A 19,651-nucleotide genomic window follows, 5' to 3' on the forward strand; every position below is an offset into this window, starting at 1 on the left:
GTGTCCTTCACGGGTGCCGAGGTCGGCGGCGAGGGCGAGCGGGTCGCGGGTGTGTTCCGGGTGTGCGAGTGCGGCGCGGGCGTGGTGGCCGGTGGCGGTGTCGAGCAGTCGTGTGCGGGTGTCGAGGTCGGATCGGCGGCGATCCGTGTGGCCGTGTCGGTGTCGATCGCGGGGTGCCGGATCGGTTGCAGGGGCCTCGCCGGGTGTATCCGGGGGCACGGGCGAACAGGTCGCCGGGTTCGCCCGGCCCGCCGCGTCGCGCGCGGCGGGCCCGGGGGTCAGGCCGGGGTGTCGTGGCAGCAGGCGCAGGGGGCGGCCTGGTCGCGGCATGCGGAACACGCGCCGCTCGATCGAATCTTCAGGAACGTACTGACGGAGCATCAGTTCCGTGTGTGGAGCTCCGGCGCGTACAACCGCACCCATCCCCTCGTGGTTGTCGACGAAGTTGTCGGCTTCCCGGCGAGGTGCCCACGATGGCCGGCCACGACACGACCCGGCGACGCTCATCGTGGCGTTCGACCAGGTCGCGGGCAACCAGGGGGACCGAACCGCCGGCGTGGACGGCCTGACCGTCACCGACGTCGAACGCGACATCGGAGCACCCTGGCGTGGTCGTCCACGATCGGCAATCGGAGGGCGACCGTCGGATCCCGTACGACCGGGCTCATGGTCGCGGGTGAGTTCTTGCCGGTATCGGGGTGTCCGTGGCAGCTCGGTCAGTCGGCCGTCCAGCCGCGGAAGATGCCGACGCAGCCGCGGACGGACAGTTCGTGGTGATCGAAGTACCGATCGAGCTGCGCACGGAGGTCGTCCAGTGTGTCGCCGTCGTTGTGGAACGCCCCCTGCTTGTTGAGCAGCCGCATCGCCTTACGGGCGGCGAGGGACACCGGGACGCCGGCCGACAGGACCGTGGTGCCGAAGACGACGCCTCCGGGGCGGACCACGGCCGCGGCGTGCGCCAGCACGATCCCCTTCTCCCGCAGGCTTCCCGGGATGCAGTGCAGCAGATAGCTGATCCCGACCGAGTCGTGGGAGCCGTCCGGTACGGGCAGCGGCTCCAGCACGTTCGCGCGCACCGTGGCGACGTGGTAGCGGCGCAGGCGATGTGCCGTGTGGGCCAGGGAGTTGGGGTTGAGGTCGACCAGGGTGATCCGCGGGTCGGGCACCGGGAACCGCGCGTGGTGGAGCAGGTACCCGCTGCCCACGCCGATGTCCATGTGGCGCGCACCCACGCCGGTGTCGTACAGGCGTCGGGAGACCGTCGGCGGACAGCGCCACAACAGCGGTGCGGTGCCTCGATACACCACGAGGTCGTAGAGGTTGAGGAAGGGTTTCGAGTATCCGGCCTGCCCGTCGAGGACGGCCTGGTCGAGGTGGTCGAGCGGCTTGTCGTCGAGGCGTTCGAGCGGCTTGTTGTCGCTGGTGCTGTCGGACGTCATCATGCTCCTTGGGTGCCTCGGGGTGGTTGGCTGCCGTGGTCTCGATGCGAACCGCCGAGCCAGTCGCCCACCGCGCGCAGCACGGGGCCGCTGTGCTCACGGATGATGGAGAAGTGCGTTCCGGGCGTGTCGACTGCCGTGTGCGGCAGATGCCAGCGGGGCCGCCAGTCCTGCGGCGGGTCGTCGAAACTTGCCTCCGCGGCCCGTACGAGCAGCGTCGGCGCGCCGATCTTCGCGGGGGTCCACGCCTGGAACAGACCGGTGTAGTGCGCCAGCGCCGTGAGGTGGGTGTCGTCCTCGGCCTCCTGTGTCCACGGCTCGTCCGATGCTCCGGACCTGCGAGCCGCTTCGATCCGGGCGTGGATGTGTCGGAGCATCGCGCTGCGTGGCCAATGGCTGTCCAAGAGGACGACGGCGTCGGGCCCGGCTCCGCGTGCTTCGAGAACAGCCGCCGTGGCGTGGGCGATCCAGCCGCCTGCGGAGTAGCCGAGGAGGACCACGGGACCGCCCTCGGCGCACCGCACGACACCGTCCGCCTGGAGTTGTGCCAACACGTCCACGGATGCGGGCAGCGACTCGTGCGGACCGAAACCGGGCACCGGCAGTACCCAGACGTCGTGCTCGCCTCGGGACGCGGCCGCGAGTCGGGCGTACTGGGATGCTCCCGAGCCGACGGCGAAGGTCGGGAAGCAGACGAGGCGGGCCGCGGAGCCGCGCGCCAGCCTGACGTGCGCGGGCCGGAACCGCTCGTCGGGGTTGTCGAAGATGGGACGGAACCGGGCGATGCGTCGCATCAGTTCCTCGAACTCGTCGGTCCGGCCCATGTCACCGGCGCGGGCGAACAGGGGGCCGAGGGTGAACCCGGCCCCGCCCGTCCCGGCACGTGCCACCTCCGCGCCGCCGGTGTCCTCGTCGCCCGCAGGCCCCGTTTCCTCCCATCGCGCGACCAGGTGCCGGGCCAGGGAGACGACCGTGGGGTATTGGAAGACGAGGCCGGGCACCAGGCGCAGGCCGGTGTCCGCGCCGAGGCGGTTGCGCAGGTCCACCGCCGTCAGCGAGTCGAACCCCAGCTCGGGCAGCGGCCGATCGGCGTCGACGGCCTCCGGATCCGCCAGGCCCAGGACCGCGGCCACGTGCGTACGAACCCACGCGACGACGAATCGCGCCCGTTCCTCCCCGTTCGCGGCCGCCAGGCGCTCCCTGATCTCCCGGCCCCGGTCCGGCCGCGACGGAGCGTACTCGCCCGGGGACCGGGCCGCGCCCATCGTCGGACCGCCGCCCTCGGGCCAGTACCGCTCGCGCCCGAACGCGTACGTGGGCAGGTCCACCAGGCGGGCACCGCAGTCGGCGAGCATCCTGTCCCACCCCACCGCAACGCCCCGGACGTGCAGATGGGCCAGCGCGCCCAGGAACGCGCCGAGTTCGGTGCCGTATTCCGGCCCTGGCATCGGCAGAACGGTGACGTTCTCGGCCGCGGCGGTCGCGGCCATCGCGGCGTCTGCGCCACCCGTGCCGTTCGGGTCCTCGGTACCGTCCGTCGGAGCTGCGGCGCCGGGCCCCACACACTCCGCGAAGGTGTTGTCGGCCCCCATCCGAAGGCAGACGCACACCCCTTGCGACCCGAGCCCGCGCACGGCGTCGGTCGGCGCGCCGTCGTCCCGGATCAGCCGCACCCAGTACTCCGGCGAGGACAACTCCTCGTACGCCACCGGCCCGCCCGTGCGGCCGGAGGCGAGCGGGGTCAGCGGCCGGCGGAAGGTCAGTTCCTTGACGACCCGTCGCACGCCCTCCCCCGCCGAGTCGTCGGACACCGTCGGGTCGGCCTGCGCCGCGCACTCCGACGCCCGGCCGAGGGCGACGACGAGTGCGGCCGCGTCGGTCAGGGACAGCACACCGGCGCAGTGCGCGGCGGTGACCTCACCGACGGATCGCCCGAGCAGCAGCCCGGGTTCGATCCCCCAGTGTTCGAGGAGCCGAAACAGCGCCACCTCCCCGGCGAACAGCGCGCCCTGAGCCAGGATCGGGTCCTGCGGCGTCTCGCCGTGCCGCGGTGGAACCTCGCCCTGCGGGCGGTCCAGCCGCGCCGCGATCGCGGTATCGGCCTCGTCCAGGGCCGACGCGAACATCGGGATCCGCGCGGACAACTCCCCCACGAGTCCGGCTCGTTCCGCCACCGCTTCGCGCGGCGGACCGGAGAACAGGAACGCGACCCGGTCCCGGCCCCGCGCGATGCCCCGGACCAGCCCCGGTGCGGATCCGTCCCGGGCCAGTTCCGCCAGCGACACCAGCAAGGCGTCCCGGTCCCGGCCGAGGATCACGGCGCGGTGGGCGAGGCCGGCCCGGGTCGCCGCCAGGGAACGCGCGACGTCGACCGGTGCGAGTTCCGCGCGCTCGCGAACGAACCGGCGCAACCGGCCGGCCTGCGCACGCAGCGCGTCCGAGGTCCCGCCCGACAACACCCACGGCACCGTGGGCAGCGTGGCGAACGGATCCGGCGCGTGCCGCGGCGAACCCGGGGGCCGTGTTTGCGCATGCTGATCGCCGGACGTCCGCTGCGCCGGCCCCGCGCTCGATGGGGCCGGTTCGGGTTCACGCACCGCGTCCGCGTCGCCCGGTGCGTACTCCAGGATCACGTGCGCGTTGGTCCCGCTGATCCCGAAGGACGAGACACCGGCTCGCCGGGCCCGACCCGTATCCGGCCACGGTCGGGCCTCGGTGAGCAGTTCCACCGCGCCCGAGGTCCAGTCGACGTGCGGCGTCGGCTCGTCCACGTGCAGGGTGGGCGGCAACACGCCGGTGCGCATCGCCATCACCGTCTTGATCACCCCGCCCACCCCGGCCGCCGCGGCGGTGTGGCCGATGTTGGACTTGAGCGACCCCAGCCACAGGGGGGCGTGGACCGGCCGGCCCTGCCCGTACGTGGCCAGGAGGGCCTCCGCCTCGATGGGGTCGCCGAGCGTGGTGCCCGTGCCATGGGCCTCCACGGCGTCCACGTCCCGCACGGTCAGCCCCGCGTGGGCCAGGGCCTGCCGGATCACGCGCTGCTGGGCGAGTCCGTTGGGTGCCGACAGGCCGTTGCTCGCCCCGTCCTGGTTGATCGCGGTGCCGCGGATCACGGCGAGGACCGGGTGCCCGGCGTTTCGGGCCACCGACAACGGTTCGACCAGGAGCACGCCGACGCCCTCGCCCCAGCCGGTGCCGTCCGCCTCCGCGGCGAACGCCTTGCATCGCCCGTTCGGCGCCAGTGCACCCTGGCGGCTGAATTCGACGAACGCCCCCGGAGTGGAGAGGATCGTCGCCCCGCCCACCAGCGCAGCCGTGCAGTCGCCCTGGCGGATCGCCTGGACGGCCAGGTGGAGGGCGACCAGGGACGACGAGCAGGCGGTGTCGACGGTCACCGCCGGTCCTTCGAGGCCGAACGTGTAGGCGACCCGCCCCGAGGCGACGCTGGTCGAGGTGCCGGTCATCAGGTAGCCGGCGCCGCCCTCGGGATCGGCGGTCAGCAGCGACAGGTAGTCCTGACCGCTGACCCCCACGAACACCCCGGTGCGGCTGCCGGCGACGGCGTCGGGAGCCAGCCGCGCGCGTTCGAGGACCTCCCACGTCACCTCGAGGAGCAGGCGCTGCTGCGGATCCATCGCCAGTGCTTCCCGCGGGCTGATACCGAACAGGAGCGGGTCGAACCGGTCGGCGTCGTGCAGGAAACCGCCCCGGCGGACGTACGTGCGGCCCGGGCGGCCCGGGGTCGGGTCGTACAGACCCGCCGTGTCCCAGCCGCGGTTGCTCGGGAAGGAGGAGATCGCGTCCCGTCCCGAGGCGACCAGGTCCCACAATTGCTCGGGCGAGGCCACGTCACCGGGGTAGCGGCAACCCATCGCGACGATCGCGATCGGCTCGGCGGCGGCAGCCGTCACCGGCTCGTCGACCTGCTCGGGGGCGCCGGTCAGGCGCGCCAGCAGGTGCGCGGCCAGCCTCTCGGCCGTCGGGTGGTCGAACACCGCCGCCGGGGAGAGGCGGACACCGGTCGCCGTGGCGAGCCGGTTGCGCATCTCCATCGCCGTCATCGAGACGAACCCGAGGTCGGTGAACGCCTGGGTGATGTCGACGTCCGCCGCGGAGCCGCGGTTGAGCACGGCGGCGGCATGCTCGCAAACCGTCTCCAGGACCAGGTTCCCCCTGCCGCTGTCGGGCAGTTCCGCGAGGCGCTGCCGGAACACGGCGGCCGCGCTGTCGTCGCTCTCCCGGATCGGGGCGGCAGCGGGCAGCGCGTCGGGCCAGTAGCGGCGGCGCTGGAACGCGTACGTCGGCAGGTCCACCAGGCGGGCCCGCCCTCCGATGTGGGCCGACCAGTCCACCGGCACGCCCCGGACGTGCGCCTCCGCGAGGGAGGTGAGGAAACGCCCGAGGTGCCCTTCGTCGCGCCGCAGCGACGTCAACACCGTGCCTTCGCCGACGCTCCCGGGACTCGCGGCGCCTTCCGTGATCTCGTGCAGGGACACCGCGAGCACCGGGTGTGGGCTCATCTCCACATAGGTGTGGTGCCCGGCCGCCAGGAGTTCGCGCACCGTCGGGTCGAAGCGGACCGTCTCGCGCAGGTTCCGGTACCAATAGGCGGCGTCGAGCCCCGAGGTGTCGACGGGGCCGCCCAGGACCGTCGAGAAGAACGGGATCGCGGCCGCCTGCGGGGCGATGTCGGCGAGGATCGTGACGAGTTCGGCCTCCAGTGCCTCGACCTGGGCCGAGTGCGAGGCGTAGTCCACCGCGACGCGGATCGCTCGCACGCCGTCCTGCTCGGCGGCGTCCAGGAGTTCGTCGAGCGCCTCGGCGTCGCCCGAGACCACGACGGACCCGGGGGCGTTGACCGCGGCGACGGACAGGCGTGTTCCCCATGCCGAGAGCCGGTCGCGGGCCCGGTCCGCCGGAAGGCCGAGGAACGCCATGCCCCCGCTGCCGGCCAGGCGTTCGGCGACCAGGCGCGAGCGCCTTGCCACGATTCGCGCCCCGTCTTCCAGGGACAGGGCACCGGCGACGCACGCGGCGGCGATCTCGCCCTGGGAGTGGCCCACCACGGCGCCGGGTTCCATGCCGTGCGACCGCCACAGGGCGGCGAGCGAGATCATCATGGCCCACAGCGCGGGCTGGACCACATCCACGCGGTCCAACGAGGCCGCGCCCTCGGCGCCGCGGACGACGTCCACGAGCGAGAAGTCGACGTGCGGCGCGAGCGCTTCGGCGCACTCGTGCAGCCGCTCGCGAAAGACCGCCGAGTCGCGGCACAGGTCCGCTCCCATGCCCTCCCATTGGGCGCCCTGGCCGGGGAAGACGAACACCGGTTTCCCGGGGTCGCGTGCGACGCCCGTGACGACACCGGCGGCGCTCTTCCCCTCGGCGATGGCTTCGAGGCCCGCGAGGTACGCGTCCCGGTCGTCGGCCAGCACCACGCCTCGGTGGTCGAACAGGGTGCGCGAGGTGAGCAGCGAGTGCGCGACGTCGGCCGACGCCAGGTCCGGGCGGGTACGTACGTGCTCACGCAGCCGGGCCGCCTGCTCTCGCAGCCCCCGACCGTTCCTCGCGGTGATCAGCCACGGCAGCGGCCCGGTGTGCGCACGGTCGCCCTCGACGAGCTTCCGCGCGCGGTCGTCCGCTCGGTCGGCAGAGCCGTCGGGCGCGACGGGTGCGGCGGTCGGTGCGACGAGGGGCGCGGGGAACGTGTCGTCCGGAGACTGTTCCAGGATCACGTGGGCGTTGGTGCCGCTGATCCCGAAGGACGACACCCCGGCCCGGCGCGGTCGGCCGGTCCGCGGCCAGTCCCGCGCCTCGGTCAGCAGGCGAACCGCCCCGGAGGCCCAGTCCACGTGCGGGGTCGGCTCGTCCACGTGCAGGGTGGGCGGCAGGATGCCCCGGCGCAGTGCCATCACCGTCTTGATGACGCCGCCGACGCCCGCCGCCGCCTGGGTGTGGCCGATGTTCGATTTGATCGATCCCAGCCACAGCGGCCGATCCGCCGGGCGCTCCCGACCGTAGGTCGCCAACAACGCCTGAGCCTCGATCGGATCACCGAGCGCGGTACCGGTGCCGTGCGCCTCCACCGCGTCGATCAAGTCCGCCGACAACCGCGCGGACGCCAACGCCCGCCGGATCACCCGCTGCTGCGACGGACCGTTCGGCGCCGTCAAACCATTCGACGCACCATCCTGATTCACCGCCGAACCCCGCACCACCGCAAGCACCGGATGCCCCTGCTCCCGCGCCCGCGACAAACACTCCAACAACACCAGACCCACACCCTCCCCCCACCCCGTACCATCCGCCGCCGCCGCGAACGCCTTGCACCGACCATCCACCGCAAGACCCCGCTGCCGACTGAACTCCACGAAGATCCCCGGGGTCGTCATCACCGCGGCTCCGCCGGCCAACGCCAGGGTGCACTCGCCCTGCCGCAACGCCTGCACCGCCAGATGCAAAGCCGTCAACGACGCCGAACACGCCGAATCGACCGTGATCGCCGGACCCTCCAGACCGAACGTGTACGCCAGACGACCCGACAACACACTGGCGGCGGCGCCGGTGAGTTGGTGCCCCTCGGTGCCGTCGCCGGTCCCGCCCCCGCTGCCGCCGGTCATCAGGACCGATCCGACGAAGGCCCCGACGGGTTGTCCCTTGAGACCGCCGGGATCGATCCCCGCGCGTTCGAACGTCTCCCACGCGATCTCCAGGAGCAGCCGCTGCTGGGGGTCCATCGCGGCGGCCTCGCGCGGGCTGATCCCGAACAGGTCCGCGTCGAACTCCGAGGCGTCGTCGAGGAAGGCGCCTTCGCGGGCGTAGGTGTGGCCCGACCGGTCGGGGTCCGGGTCGAAGAGCGTCCCGGTGTCCCAGCCGCGGTCGGTGGGGAAAGCCGAGACCGCGTCGGTTCCGGTGGCCACCAGCTCCCACAGGTCCTCCGCGCAGCGCACGCCCCCGGGGAAGCGGCAGCCCATCGCCACGATCGCCACCGGCTCGTGGGCTGCCGCCGTCAGCTCGCGCGTTTGCGCGCGGAGCGACTCGACCTCCTTCAGCGAGGCCCGCAGTGCCTCGACGAACCTCTCGTCAGCGACCGCCATCGTGCTCCTCCGTCCGTGCGTGTGCCGCGTTGTCGGGGTCCGTGACGAGGTCGTCGTGCTCGCCGTACGGGCCGTCGTGCAGCGCCATCGCAAGCAGCCCCTCGGCGTCCATCCGGTCGATCGAGCCGGACCCCGGCCCGGGGCTGTGCTCCCGGGGTGCCGACTCGGCCGCGGCGGCGTGGCCCGCGAGTTGCAGCAGCGAGTCCAGCAGGCCGGCGTCGCGCAGCCGGGAGAGCGGAATGCCGGCCAGTGCATCGCGCACCCGACGTTCGGTGTCACGCGGTACGTCCGCCCCCTTCTCTCGGGGAGCAAGCTCCGCGGCCAGGCGCTGGGCGAGCGCCGTGGGGGTGGGGTGGTCGAACACCAGCGTCGGGGGCAGCCGCAGGCCGGTTGCGCCGGCGAGCCGGTTGCGCAGTTCCACGGCCGTCAGCGAGTCGAACCCGAGGTCCTTGAAGGCCCGGTCCCGTCCCACCGCCTCGGTGGTCGGGTAGCCGAGGACGGTCGCGGTCTCGACGTGGACCAGTTCGAGCAGTTGCCGGTCCCGCTCGGCCGGCGACAGCGCGGCCAGGCGCCGCCGTGGCGCCGCGGCGCTCGTACCCCCGGAGCCCCTGCGTCGCGCCGGGCCGCGCACCAGGTCGCGCAGCACCGAGGGCAGCGTGTCGGGCCGCGTCCGGAACACGGACAGGTCGAGCCGCATCGGCAACACCAGCGGCTCGTTCACGGTGCCGGCGAGGTCGAAGAGCGCCAGGCCGTCCCGGGTCGGCAGGCCCTGGACGCCGACGCGTGCCATCCGGGCCCGGTCGGCCCGGTCGAGTCCGGCCGTCATATCGCTGCTCTCGGCCCACAGCCCCCAGGCCAGCGACAGCGCGGGCAGTCCGGCGTGACGTCGCCGCCGTACCAGCGCGTCCAGGAACGCGTTGGCCGCCGCGTAGTTGCCCTGTCCGGCGCTGCCCAGGGTGGCCGAGGCCGAGGAGAACACCACGAACGCCGCCAAGGGTGCGGTTCGGGTCAGCTCGTCCAGGTGGCACGCTCCGTCCACCTTGGGCCGGAACACCCGGTCGATCCGTTCCGGGGACAGCGCGGGAATCACGCCGTCGTCCAGGACACCGGCCGCGTGCACCACGGCGGTGAGGGGGTGCGCGGCGGACACCGACGTCAACAGCGCAACCACCGCGTCGCGATCGCCGACGTCGCACGCCGCCCACGTCGCCTCGGCGCCGTGCGTACCCAGTTCGGTGGTCAGGAGCGAGGCTTCGGCGCTCTCGTCGGCGCGCCGGCTCACCAGGAGCAGTCGGCGTACGCCGTGCTCGACGACCAGATGCCGGGCCAGGGCGCGCCCCAGGGTTCCGGAGGCGCCGGTCACCAGCACGGTGCCCGCGGGGTCCCACGCCGTGCCCGGGTCGCCGCGTTCCGGGTCCACCGGGGCGATCGGGACCACCGGGACACGTTCGAGCCGGGGAAGCATGATCCGCCCCTCGCGAACCGCGAGTTGAGGCTCGTCGGTGGCCAGTGCGGCGGACAACGCGGCGACGGAGGCCGGGTGGGCGTCGAGGTCGACCAGCACGAACCGGCCCGGGTTCTCCGCCTGGGCCGAGCGCACCAGGCCCCAGACCGCCGCGGCGGACGGGTCCCCGGGAGGTTCGTCGTCCGACGTGGCGAACGCTCCGCGTGTGACGACGACGCTCCGCGCCGCGCTCACCGGTTCCTCGGCGATCCGGTCCCGCAACACTTCCAGGGCTCGACGGGTCGCCTCCCGGGCCCGCACCGCCTCTGCACCGGCGCGGGAGTCCGTGCCGAACACCGCGAGCACGAGGTCGGGTTCGGGCTCGCCGGCACCCGTCGCGGAGCGCAACGCGGACAGGTCGGGGAAGCGCTTCACCTCCGGGGGCAGGTCCAGGTCGTCGCCGCCGAGCACCGCCCACGCGCCGTGCCGCGGTTCACCCCGCCCGGTGGGAGCGGCGGGTGCGGCGGGTGCGGCCACCCACGTGAGCCGGAACAGGTCGTCCCGGCGAACACCCGGGGCGCGCAGTCCTTCGGGGGAGACCGGACGGGCGGCCAGCGAGCGCACCGTCACCGCGGGGGTGCCTTCGGTGTCCGTCACCACCACCGACACGTCCCGGTTCGTCCCCGCGGACACCCGGACCCGCACCGCCGGGCCGCAGGGCCCGTGGAACGCGACGTCGTTCCAGGCGAACGGCACGGCCGCCGCATCGGGGCCGTCGTCCCGGTCGCGGAGCAGACAGGAGTGGAGCGCGGCGTCGAGCAGCGCGGGATGGGCGTGGTAGCGGCCCGCTTCGGCCGCCATTTCGTCCGGCAGCGCAGCCTCACCGAAGACCTCCTCCCCCACCCGCCACGCGGTGTGCAGGCCGTGGAACGCGGGGCCGTAGGACAGGCCGATCCCGTCGAGCCGTTCGTAGAAGTCGGTCAGGTCGACGGCTACGGCTCCCGGGGGTGGCCAGGCGCCGTCGAGGGCCGCCGGGGTCGCGGCCTGGGTCGCGGTGAGCATGCCGCGCGCGTGGCACGACCAGGGGTCCTGCGGGGCCGCGTCCTCGGGGCGGGCGTACACGCCGAGGGCCCGCGTGCCCCCCTCCTCGGCAGGACCGACCCGGACCTGGAGCCGCACCGCGCCGTCTCCGGCGAGGATCAGGGGCTTTTCCTGGATCAGCTCCCGGATGTGCGGGCAGTCGGTCTCGGCGCCCGCCAGCGCCGCCAGTTCCACGAACGCGGTACCGGGCACCAGCACCGTGTCGCCGACGGCGTGATCGGCGAACCACGGGTGGGTGTCCAGGGACCAGCGCGCGGTCAGCACGGCCTCGGTGGAGTCGGCGAGATCGACGCGGGCGCCCAGGAGCGGGTGCTCCGGGCGGCCCAGGCCCGCCGCGCTCACGTCGCCGGCACCGGCAGGTGTGTCGAGCCAGAACCTGCGCCGTTGGAAGGGGTAGGTCGGCAGGTCCACGACGCGTGGTGCACGGCCGGTCCAGGTCGCGGACCAGTCCACGGCGACACCGTGGGTATACGCCTCGGCGACCGAGGCCAGGAAACGTTCCGGTCCGCCCTGGTCGCGGCGCAGCGACGCGACGGCCACGCCCGGCGTGCCCGGGTGCTCCTCCAGGATTTCCCGTAGGCCCGTGGTGAGCATGGGGTGAGGAGCGGCCTCGACGAACGTGCCGTAGCCGTGGGTGATCAATTCCCGTACGGCGGGCTCGAATCGCACGGGCTCGCGCAGGTTGCGGTACCAGTAGTCGCCGTCGAGTCCCGTGGTGTCCCGGAAGGCGCCGGTCAGCGTCGACATGAAGGCGATGCGGGCCGGTCCCGGGCGAATCTCGGCGAGGTCGTGGGCCATCCGCTCGCGTACGGCTTCCACGTGGGGCGAGTGCGAGGCGTAGTCGACCGGGATCCGACGCGCCCACCGTCCGGTCCGTTCGCAGTGCGCGAGGAGGTCCTCGAGTGCGGCCGTGTCGCCCGTCACCACCACCGACGCCGGTCCGTTGACGGCCGCGAGGTGGATTCGTCCGTGCCAGGCCGCCGTCAGGTCCTCGGCCTCGGTCGCGGTCAGCGCCAGCGAGACCATCGCGCCGCGGCCCGCGATCGCCCTCAGGGCCCGGCTGCGCAGGGCGACCACGCGCGCGCCGTCGTCGAGGGAGAGGCCGCCCGCGACGCAGGCCGCGGCGATCTCCCCCTGCGAGTGCCCCACCACGGCGTCGGGTTCGACGCCGTACGATCGCCACAGTTCGGCGAGCGACACCATCACCGCCCACAGCGCGGGCTGGACCACGTCCACCCGTTCCGGGTCGACTCCGGTGTCCCTGCCCCGGACGACGTCCACAACGGACCAGTCGGCATACGGGGCCAACGCGTCGGCGCACTGGGCCAGGCGGTCCCGGAACACGGGTGCGGTGTCCCACAATCGTGCGGCCATGCCCGGCCATTGGGCTCCCTGGCCGGGAAAGACGAAGACCGTCCGGCCGGGGTCACCGGCGAGCCCCTCGATCGCCGCGGGGGTCTCCCGACCCTCCGCCACGGCGGCCAGGGCGGACAACAGTTGGTCGCGGTCGCCGCCGATGATCACGGCCCGGTGTTCGAGCGAGGCGCGGGTCGTCAGCAGCGAGTGGGCGACGTCGACGGCGTCGAGTCCCGGTTCGGCGACGAGGCGCTTGCGCAGTCCGGCCGCCCTCGCCCGCAGCGCGGGCTCGCTCCTGGCCGAGAGCACCAACGGCACGGGTGTGTCGGCCGCTCGGGCATTCGTGGCGGCATGTTCGGGTTCCCCCGTCTCGGGTGCGCGTCGAGCGTGCGGGTCCGGCGTGGCGGGAGCCTGTTCCAGCACGACGTGCGCGTTGGTGCCGCTGATGCCGAACGAGGAGACCGCGGCTCGACGCGGTCGCCCGGTGACGGGCCAGGGGCGTGCCTCGGTCAGCAGTTCGACCGCGCCGGACGACCAGTCGACATGGGGGGAGGGTGCGTCCACGTGCAGGGTCCGCGGCAGGACGCCACGGCGCAGGGCCATGACCATCTTGATCACACCCGCGACGCCCGCCGCCGCCTGGGTGTGACCGATGTTCGACTTGACCGAGCCGAGCCACACCGGGTGGTCGGTGGGGCGCCCGCTGCCGTAGGTGGCCAGGAGTGCCTGCGCCTCGATCGGGTCGCCCAGGGTGGTGCCCGTGCCGTGCGCCTCGACGACGTCCACCTCGGCGGCCGTGAGCCGGGCACCGGCCAACGCCTGGGTGATCACCCGTTCCTGGGACGGTCCGTTCGGGGCGGTCAGGCCGTTGCTCGCCCCGTCCTGGTTGACCGCCGAGCCCCGGACCACGGCAAGGACGCGGTGGCCCTTGCGCACCGCGTCCGACAGGCGCTCGACGAGGAGCACGCCGGCGCCCTCGCCCCACACCGTGCCGTCCGCGGCGGCGGCGAACGGCTTGCAGCGCGCGTCGGCGGCCAGCGCGCCCTGCCTGGCGAACTCGATGAAGGCGTTCGGCGTGCACATCACGGTGACCCCGCCCGCGAGGGCGAGGTCGCAGTCTCCGCCGCGCAACGCCTGCGCCGCCAGGTGCAGGGCCACCAGCGACGAGGAACAGGCGGTGTCCACGGTGACGGCCGGCCCCTCGAATCCGAAGGTGTAGGCGACGCGTCCGGTGGCGACGCTTGCGGACCCGCCGGTGCCGAGGTATCCGGCGATGTCCTGCGTGATGGTGCCCAGCCGCGTGGTGTAGTCGTGGTACATCAGCCCGGCGAACACGCCGGTGCGGCTGCCCCGCAGGGCCGCCGGGTCCAGGCCCGCGTGTTCCAGCGCTTCCCAGGAGATCTCCAGCAGGAGGCGCTGCTGTGGGTCCATCGCCACCGCCTCGCGCGGGCTGATGCCGAAGAACTCGGGGTCGAACCGCGCGGCGTCGGGCAGGAATCCACCCGCCGTCGCGAAGCCGGCGGAGTCGAGGGACCAGCCGCGGTCGGTGGGGAAGGCGGAGATGGCGTCGGCGCCCCGGTCCACGAGGTTCCACAGATCCTCCGGCGAACCGATGCCTCCCGGGAAGCGGCAGGCCATGCCCACGACGGCGATCGGCTCGTCCGCTGCGATCGCGCCGCGTGCCGGGGGTTGTCGACGCCCGTTCCGTCCGGTCAGCCGTTCGTGGACGTGCTCGGCGAGTTCGTGCGGCGTCGGATGGTCGAAGACGAGCGTGGCGGGCAGCCGGAGGCCGGTCACTCGCGCGAGGCGGTTGCGCAATTCGAGTGCGGTGAGCGAGTCGAATCCCGACTCCTTGAACGCGCGCCCGGGTTCGACGGCGCTCGTGTCCGGGTGGCCGAGGACGGCCGCGACCTGGGCCCGCACCACGTCGAGGATCTTCGCTGCCGCGTCCCGGGTCGGGAGGTCGGCGAGTTCACCGGCGAGGGCGGAGTCGCCGTCGACCTCCGTCGCCGCGCGCCGCGCCGGTGGCCGCACCAGGGCGCGCAACAGCGCGGGTACGCCGTCCGCGGCGGCCCTCGCCCGTACGGCGGCGAGGTCCAGACGGGCCGGGAGGACGACGGGCAGCCCCGACCGCAGGGCCGCGTCGAACAGGGCGACGCCCTCTCCCGCCGACAACGCGGTCACCCCGGCTCGGCGCATCCGGTCGCGGTCGGTGTCCGACATCGCGCCGGTCATCGCGCCGGTCTCGGCCCACAGCCCCCAGGCCAGGGAGAGCGCGGGCAGTCCCAGCGAACGTCGGACACCGACGAACGCGTCGAGGAAGGCGTTGGCCGCCGCGTAGCCGCCCTGGCCCGCGGTGCCGAACACGCCCGCCCCGGAGGAGAACACGACGAACGCGGAGAGGTCCATGTCTCGGGTCAGTTCGTGCAGGTTGACCACCGCGTCGACCTTCGGCCGGAACACGGTGTCGATCCGTTCCGGGGACAGCGACGGGACCACCCCGTCGTCCGGGACGCCGGCCGCGTGGACCACACCGCGCAACGCGTGTTCCACCGGAATCCGCGCGAGGACCTCCATCAGGGCCGCGCGGTCCCCCGCGTCGCACGCCGCCCAGTGCACGGACGCGCCCAGTTCCGCGAGTTCCGCGCCGAGTTCGGCGGCTCCGGGCGCAGCCGCGCCGCGGCGACTCGTCAGCAACAGGTGCCGTACTCCGTGCGCCCGGACGAGGTGGCGGGCCACGACCCGGCCGAGCACACCCGTCGCGCCCGTCACCAGGACGGTGCCCTCGCCGCCGAAGCCGGCGAAGTCCTCCGGGCCGTCCGGGCGTTCGGGAACTTCCCGGGTGCCGGTGGCGCCGTTGCCCGCGTTGTCGCGATCACCGCCGGACGGCGGCACCCGTCGCAGTCTGGGTACGAAGGCCCTCCCGGCGCGCAGCGCCACTTGCGGCTCGTCGCCGCCCACGACGGCGGGCAGCGCTTCGCCGGAGGGTTCCGTGCCGTCCCAGTCGACCAGGACGAGCCGGTCCGGGTTCTCCGCCTGCGCCGAGCGCAGCAGGCCCCATGCCGCGGCCAGGGCCGGATCGCACGTCTCGTCGTCGCGCACCGCCACCGCGCCCCGGCTCAACAGCACGAGGCGGGTGGCGGCGCCGCGTTCGTCGGCGAGCCACGCCTGAATCAGCGTCAGTGCTCCCCCGACGAGGTCTCGGACGGCCGCACGCGGGTCGGCGCAGCCGGGCGCGGGCATCGGGAGCGCCGCCAGGACCGCGCCCGGCACATGCTCTCCCGCCGTCGCCGCCACGAGTTCCGCGACCTTGTGCACCGGGACGTCGGTGCCTTCGAGAGCCGCGACGAGCGCCTCGGCGCCGTCGAGGACGACCCACGACCGGGGCGTCGGGGACGCCCCGCCCGCAACGGGCACCCAGTCCACGGCGAACAGGGAGTCCGTCGACTCCGCGACGGCGGGTCGAAGGCGGTCGAGTGCCATCGAACGCAGGGCGAGCGATTGCACGGACACCACGGGCGCCCCGGTCGCGTCGGCGGCCTCCACCGCGACGGCGTCGGGGCCCAGCGGGGTGATCCGTACCCGCAGCCGCGTCGCGCCGACCGCGTGGATGCGCACACCGGACCACGAGAACGGCAGCCGAGGCCACGAGGCCGGGCCTGTCCGCGCACGTGTCGCGGCATCGCCGACCGCCGCCGCGTGCAGCGCGGCGTCGAGCAGGGCCGGGTGGATCGCGAACCCGTCGGTGTCGCCGTCCCCCGGGAGCACGACCTCGGCGAGGACCTCGTCCCCCCGCCGCCAGGCGGCCCGCAGACCCCGGAACTCGGGGCCGTAGCGCAGGGACAGCGCGGCCAGGTCCTCGTACACGCCCTCCACCGGCACGGGTTCGGCGCCGGGCGGCGGCCAGGCGTGCGACGCGCGGACTTCGTGCCCGACGGTACGGGCGAGCGATCCGGCCGCCTGCCTGGTCCACGCCCCGTCCGGGATGTGCTCCGGCCGGGCGTGGATGGTGATCGCGCGGTCGCCGGCCGCGTCGGCCGGACCGACGACGGCCCGCAACTGCACACCGCCGCGCGGCGGCAGGACCAGGGGTGCCTCCAGGGTCAGTTCCGCCACCCCGTCGCAGCCCACCTGCTCGGCGGCTCGAAGCGCCAGTTCCAGGAAGGCCGTCCCGGGCAGCAGGACGACGTCGCCGACCGCATGGCCACCGAGCCAGGGGTGGGTGTCGCGGGACAGCCGCCCGGTCAGGAGCACGCCGCCGGAGTCGGGAAGGTCGGTGACCGCTCCCCAGAAGGGGTGGTCGAGCGGGCTCAGCCCGGCCGAACCGACGTCACCGGCGGGCGGCGTGGCGTCGAGCCAGTATCGCTGCCGGTCGAACGCGTACGTGGGCAGCGACACACGGCGCACGTCGGTCCCGGCGAACACCTTCGTCCAGTCGGGCGATCGGCCGCCCGCGTACACCTCGCCCAGGGAGAGGAGGAACCGGTCGAGGCCGCCGTCGTCTCGGTGCAGCGTGCCCGTCACGAGCGCCTCCCGGCCCAGCCCGCCGAGCGTCTCGGTCAGGCCGAGGGCGAGCACCGGGTGCGGGCTGCACTCCACGAACGTGCCGTGTCCGGCGGCGCCGAGTCGCTCCACGGCGTCCGAGAGCCGGACCGTGCGCCGCAGATTGCGGTACCAGTAGTCCGCGATCAACTCCTCACCCGGCACCACGTTGCCCGTGACCGTCGAGTACAGCGGCAGCGTGCCCGTCCGGGGACGGATGTCCGCCAACCGGGCGAGCAGTTCCGTGCGCAGCGCCTCCACGTGCGGGGAGTGGGAGGCGTAGTCCACGGCCACACGCCGAGCGCGTACACCGTCCCGCGCGCAGGCGCCCGTCAACTCGTCGAGCGCCGCGGGGTCTCCCGAGAGCACCACGGACGAGGGGCCGTTCACCGCGGCGAGCGAGAGTCGTCCGGCGAAGTCCGCGAGCCGCGCGCGGACCTCCTCGACCGGGGCCGTCAGGGAGACCATGCCGCCCGCACCGGCCAGCCGTTCGGCGATCAGCCGGGAGCGCAGGGCCACGACCCGTGCGCCGTCGTCGAGGGACAACGCGCCCGCGACACAGGCCGCGGCGATCTCGCCCTGCGAATGCCCCACCACGGCGGCCGGTTCGACGCCGTACGAGCGCCACAGCTCCGCCAGCGACACCAATACCGCCCACAACACCGGTTGCACGACATCGACCCGGTCGGCACGGTCCTTGCCGGTGTCGTCGACGCGGCCGAGCACCACGTCGGGCAGGGACCAGTCGACGTACGGGTCCAAGGCTGCCGCGCAGTCTTGCATGCGCTCGCGGAAGACGGCGCACGAGTTCCACAGCTCCACGGCCATCCCGTCCCACTGGGAACCCTGGCCGGGGAACACGAAGACCGTCCGGCCGGGGTCGCGCGCCACGCCCTCGACGAGTCCCGCGCAGGGTTCACCCTGGGCCAACGCCGCGACACCACGCAGGAGTTCGCCGTTGCGGCGGCCGACCACGACGGCCCGGTGCGCCAGTGGTGCGCGGGTGGTCGCCAACGCGTGGGCGACGTCGGCCGGGCGAAGGGCCGGATGCGCCGCCACGTGCTCGCGCAACCGGGCCGCCTGCGCGCGCAGCGCCCGTGGGCTGCCCGCGGCCAACACCCACGCCACCGGCCCGGGGTCGGAATCCGCCGGTTCCGGTGCCGCCGGCGCCGGCGCGCGGTGCGCGCGATCCCCGTCCTCGTCGGTCGGCGCCTCGTCGGCGGCTTCGATGATCACGTGCGCGTTGGTCCCGCTGATCCCGAACGAGGAGACCCCTGCCCGCCGCGGGCGACCCGTGGCCGGCCAGGGGTGGGACTCGGTCAGGAGCCGCACGGTGTCCGCGGACCAGTCGACGTGCGGCGTGGGGGTGTCGACGTGCAGGGTCGACGGCAGCAGGCCGTGCCGCAGGGCCATGACCGCCTTCATCACGCCCGCGATTCCGGCGGCGGCCTGCGTGTGGCCGATGTTCGACTTCAACGACCCCAGCCACAGCGGCCGGTCCGCCCCGCGGTCCCGTCCGTACGTCGCCAGCAGCGCCTGCGCCTCGATGGGGTCGCCCAGGCGGGTGCCCGTTCCGTGCGCCTCCACCGTGTCCACGTCGGCTCCCGTGAGCCCGGCGTCCGCGAGGGCCGCGCGGATCACCCGCTGCTGCGCGGGGCCGTTGGGGGCGGTCAGGCCGTTCGACGCGCCGTCCTGGTTGACGGCGCTGCCCCGGACGACGGCCAGCACGCGATGCCCCAGCCGCCGCGCGTCCGAGAGCCGCTCCAGCAGGACGACGCCCACACCCTCGCCGAGCCCCGTGCCGTCGGCCCGGCCCGCGAACGCCTTGCACCGGCCGTCGGGCGAGAGCACCCGTTGCCTGCTGAACTCCAGGAGCGTCGCCGGGCTCGACATCAACGTGGCTCCGCCGGCCAGCGCGAGGTCGCACTCCCCGTTCCGCAGTGCCTGTACGGCGAAGTGCAGCGCCACCAGGGACGAGGAACAGGCCGTGTCGAGGGTGACCGCCGGGCCTTCGAGACCGAAGGTGTAGGCGACCCGCCCGGACGCGACGCTCGCCGCGCGTCCGGTCTCCAGCCTGCCCTCGTGCTCCGACAGCGCGCCGGGCAACCGCGCCGTGTAGTCCTGCCCCATCATCCCGGTGAAGACGCCGGTTCGGCTGCCACGCACCGCGGCGGGGGCCAGGCCCGCCCGCTCGAAGGTCTCCCAGGAGACCTCGAGCAGCAGCCGCTGCTGCGGATCCATCACCAGGGCCTCACGCGGACTGATCTCGAACAGCCCCGCGTCGAACGACATGATGTCCGCGAGGAATCCGCCCTCCCGCGCATAGCAGGTGCCCACCTGCTCGGGGTCGGGATGGTAGAGCCCCTCGACGTCCCAGCCCCGGTCCACGGGGAGCGCACCGACCCCGTCCTGCCCCGAGGCCACCAGGCGCCACAGCTCCTCGGGCGAGGCGACGCCGCCGGGGAAGCGGCAGGCCATCGACACCAGCGCGACGGGCTCCCGGTGCCTGGCCCGGGCGAGCCGCAGGTGCTCGCGGGTCCGCTCCAACTCGGCGGAGACACGCTTGAGGTAGTCCAGCATCTTGGCGTCGTGGATGTCGTGGGTCATGTCGAACGTGCCGCCCTTCCCGCGAATGATGTGGAGACGCGCGCCCGCCGAGGACGGCGCGG

2 protein-coding genes and 1 pseudogene are annotated in these 19,651 nt (G+C 74.0%); all 3 read right to left on the minus strand.

Annotation, left to right across the window (positions count from 1 at the left end; genetic code table 11):
* Positions 1-716 precede the first annotated feature (716 nt).
* The 3 genes and pseudogenes from A3IC_RS0141330 to A3IC_RS59570 all read right to left on the minus strand — a co-directional run bounded on the left by A3IC_RS0141330 (position 717) and on the right by A3IC_RS59570 (position 19,589).
* Entirely contained in the window at positions 717-1,439 is a 723-nt protein-coding gene (locus tag A3IC_RS0141330; protein WP_020555935.1) for a class I SAM-dependent methyltransferase, read from the minus strand.
* A gap of 71 nt (positions 1,440-1,510) precedes the next feature.
* Positions 1,511-8,506, minus strand: a pseudogene (locus tag A3IC_RS69305) (type I polyketide synthase); the annotation flags it as partial.
* A 19-nt stretch (positions 8,507-8,525) separates the two neighbouring features.
* The gene (locus A3IC_RS59570; RefSeq protein ID WP_020555936.1) at positions 8,526-19,589 is read right to left on the minus strand and encodes a type I polyketide synthase; all 11,064 of its coding nucleotides are present in this window, start codon (positions 19,587-19,589) and stop codon (positions 8,526-8,528) included.
* Positions 19,590-19,651 lie beyond the last annotated feature (62 nt).

This window comes from Embleya scabrispora DSM 41855 (genome assembly GCF_000372745.1).
In the GTDB taxonomy this organism is placed as follows: domain Bacteria; phylum Actinomycetota; class Actinomycetes; order Streptomycetales; family Streptomycetaceae; genus Embleya; species Embleya scabrispora.

Excerpts from the sequence above, each read along its gene's own strand:
- A3IC_RS59570 (WP_020555936.1), bottom strand. The coding sequence starts at position 19,589 with ATGACCCACGACATCCACGACGCCAAGATGCTGGACTACCTCAAGCGT.
- A3IC_RS0141330 (WP_020555935.1), bottom strand. The coding sequence starts at position 1,439 with ATGACGTCCGACAGCACCAGCGACAACAAGCCGCTCGAACGCCTCGAC.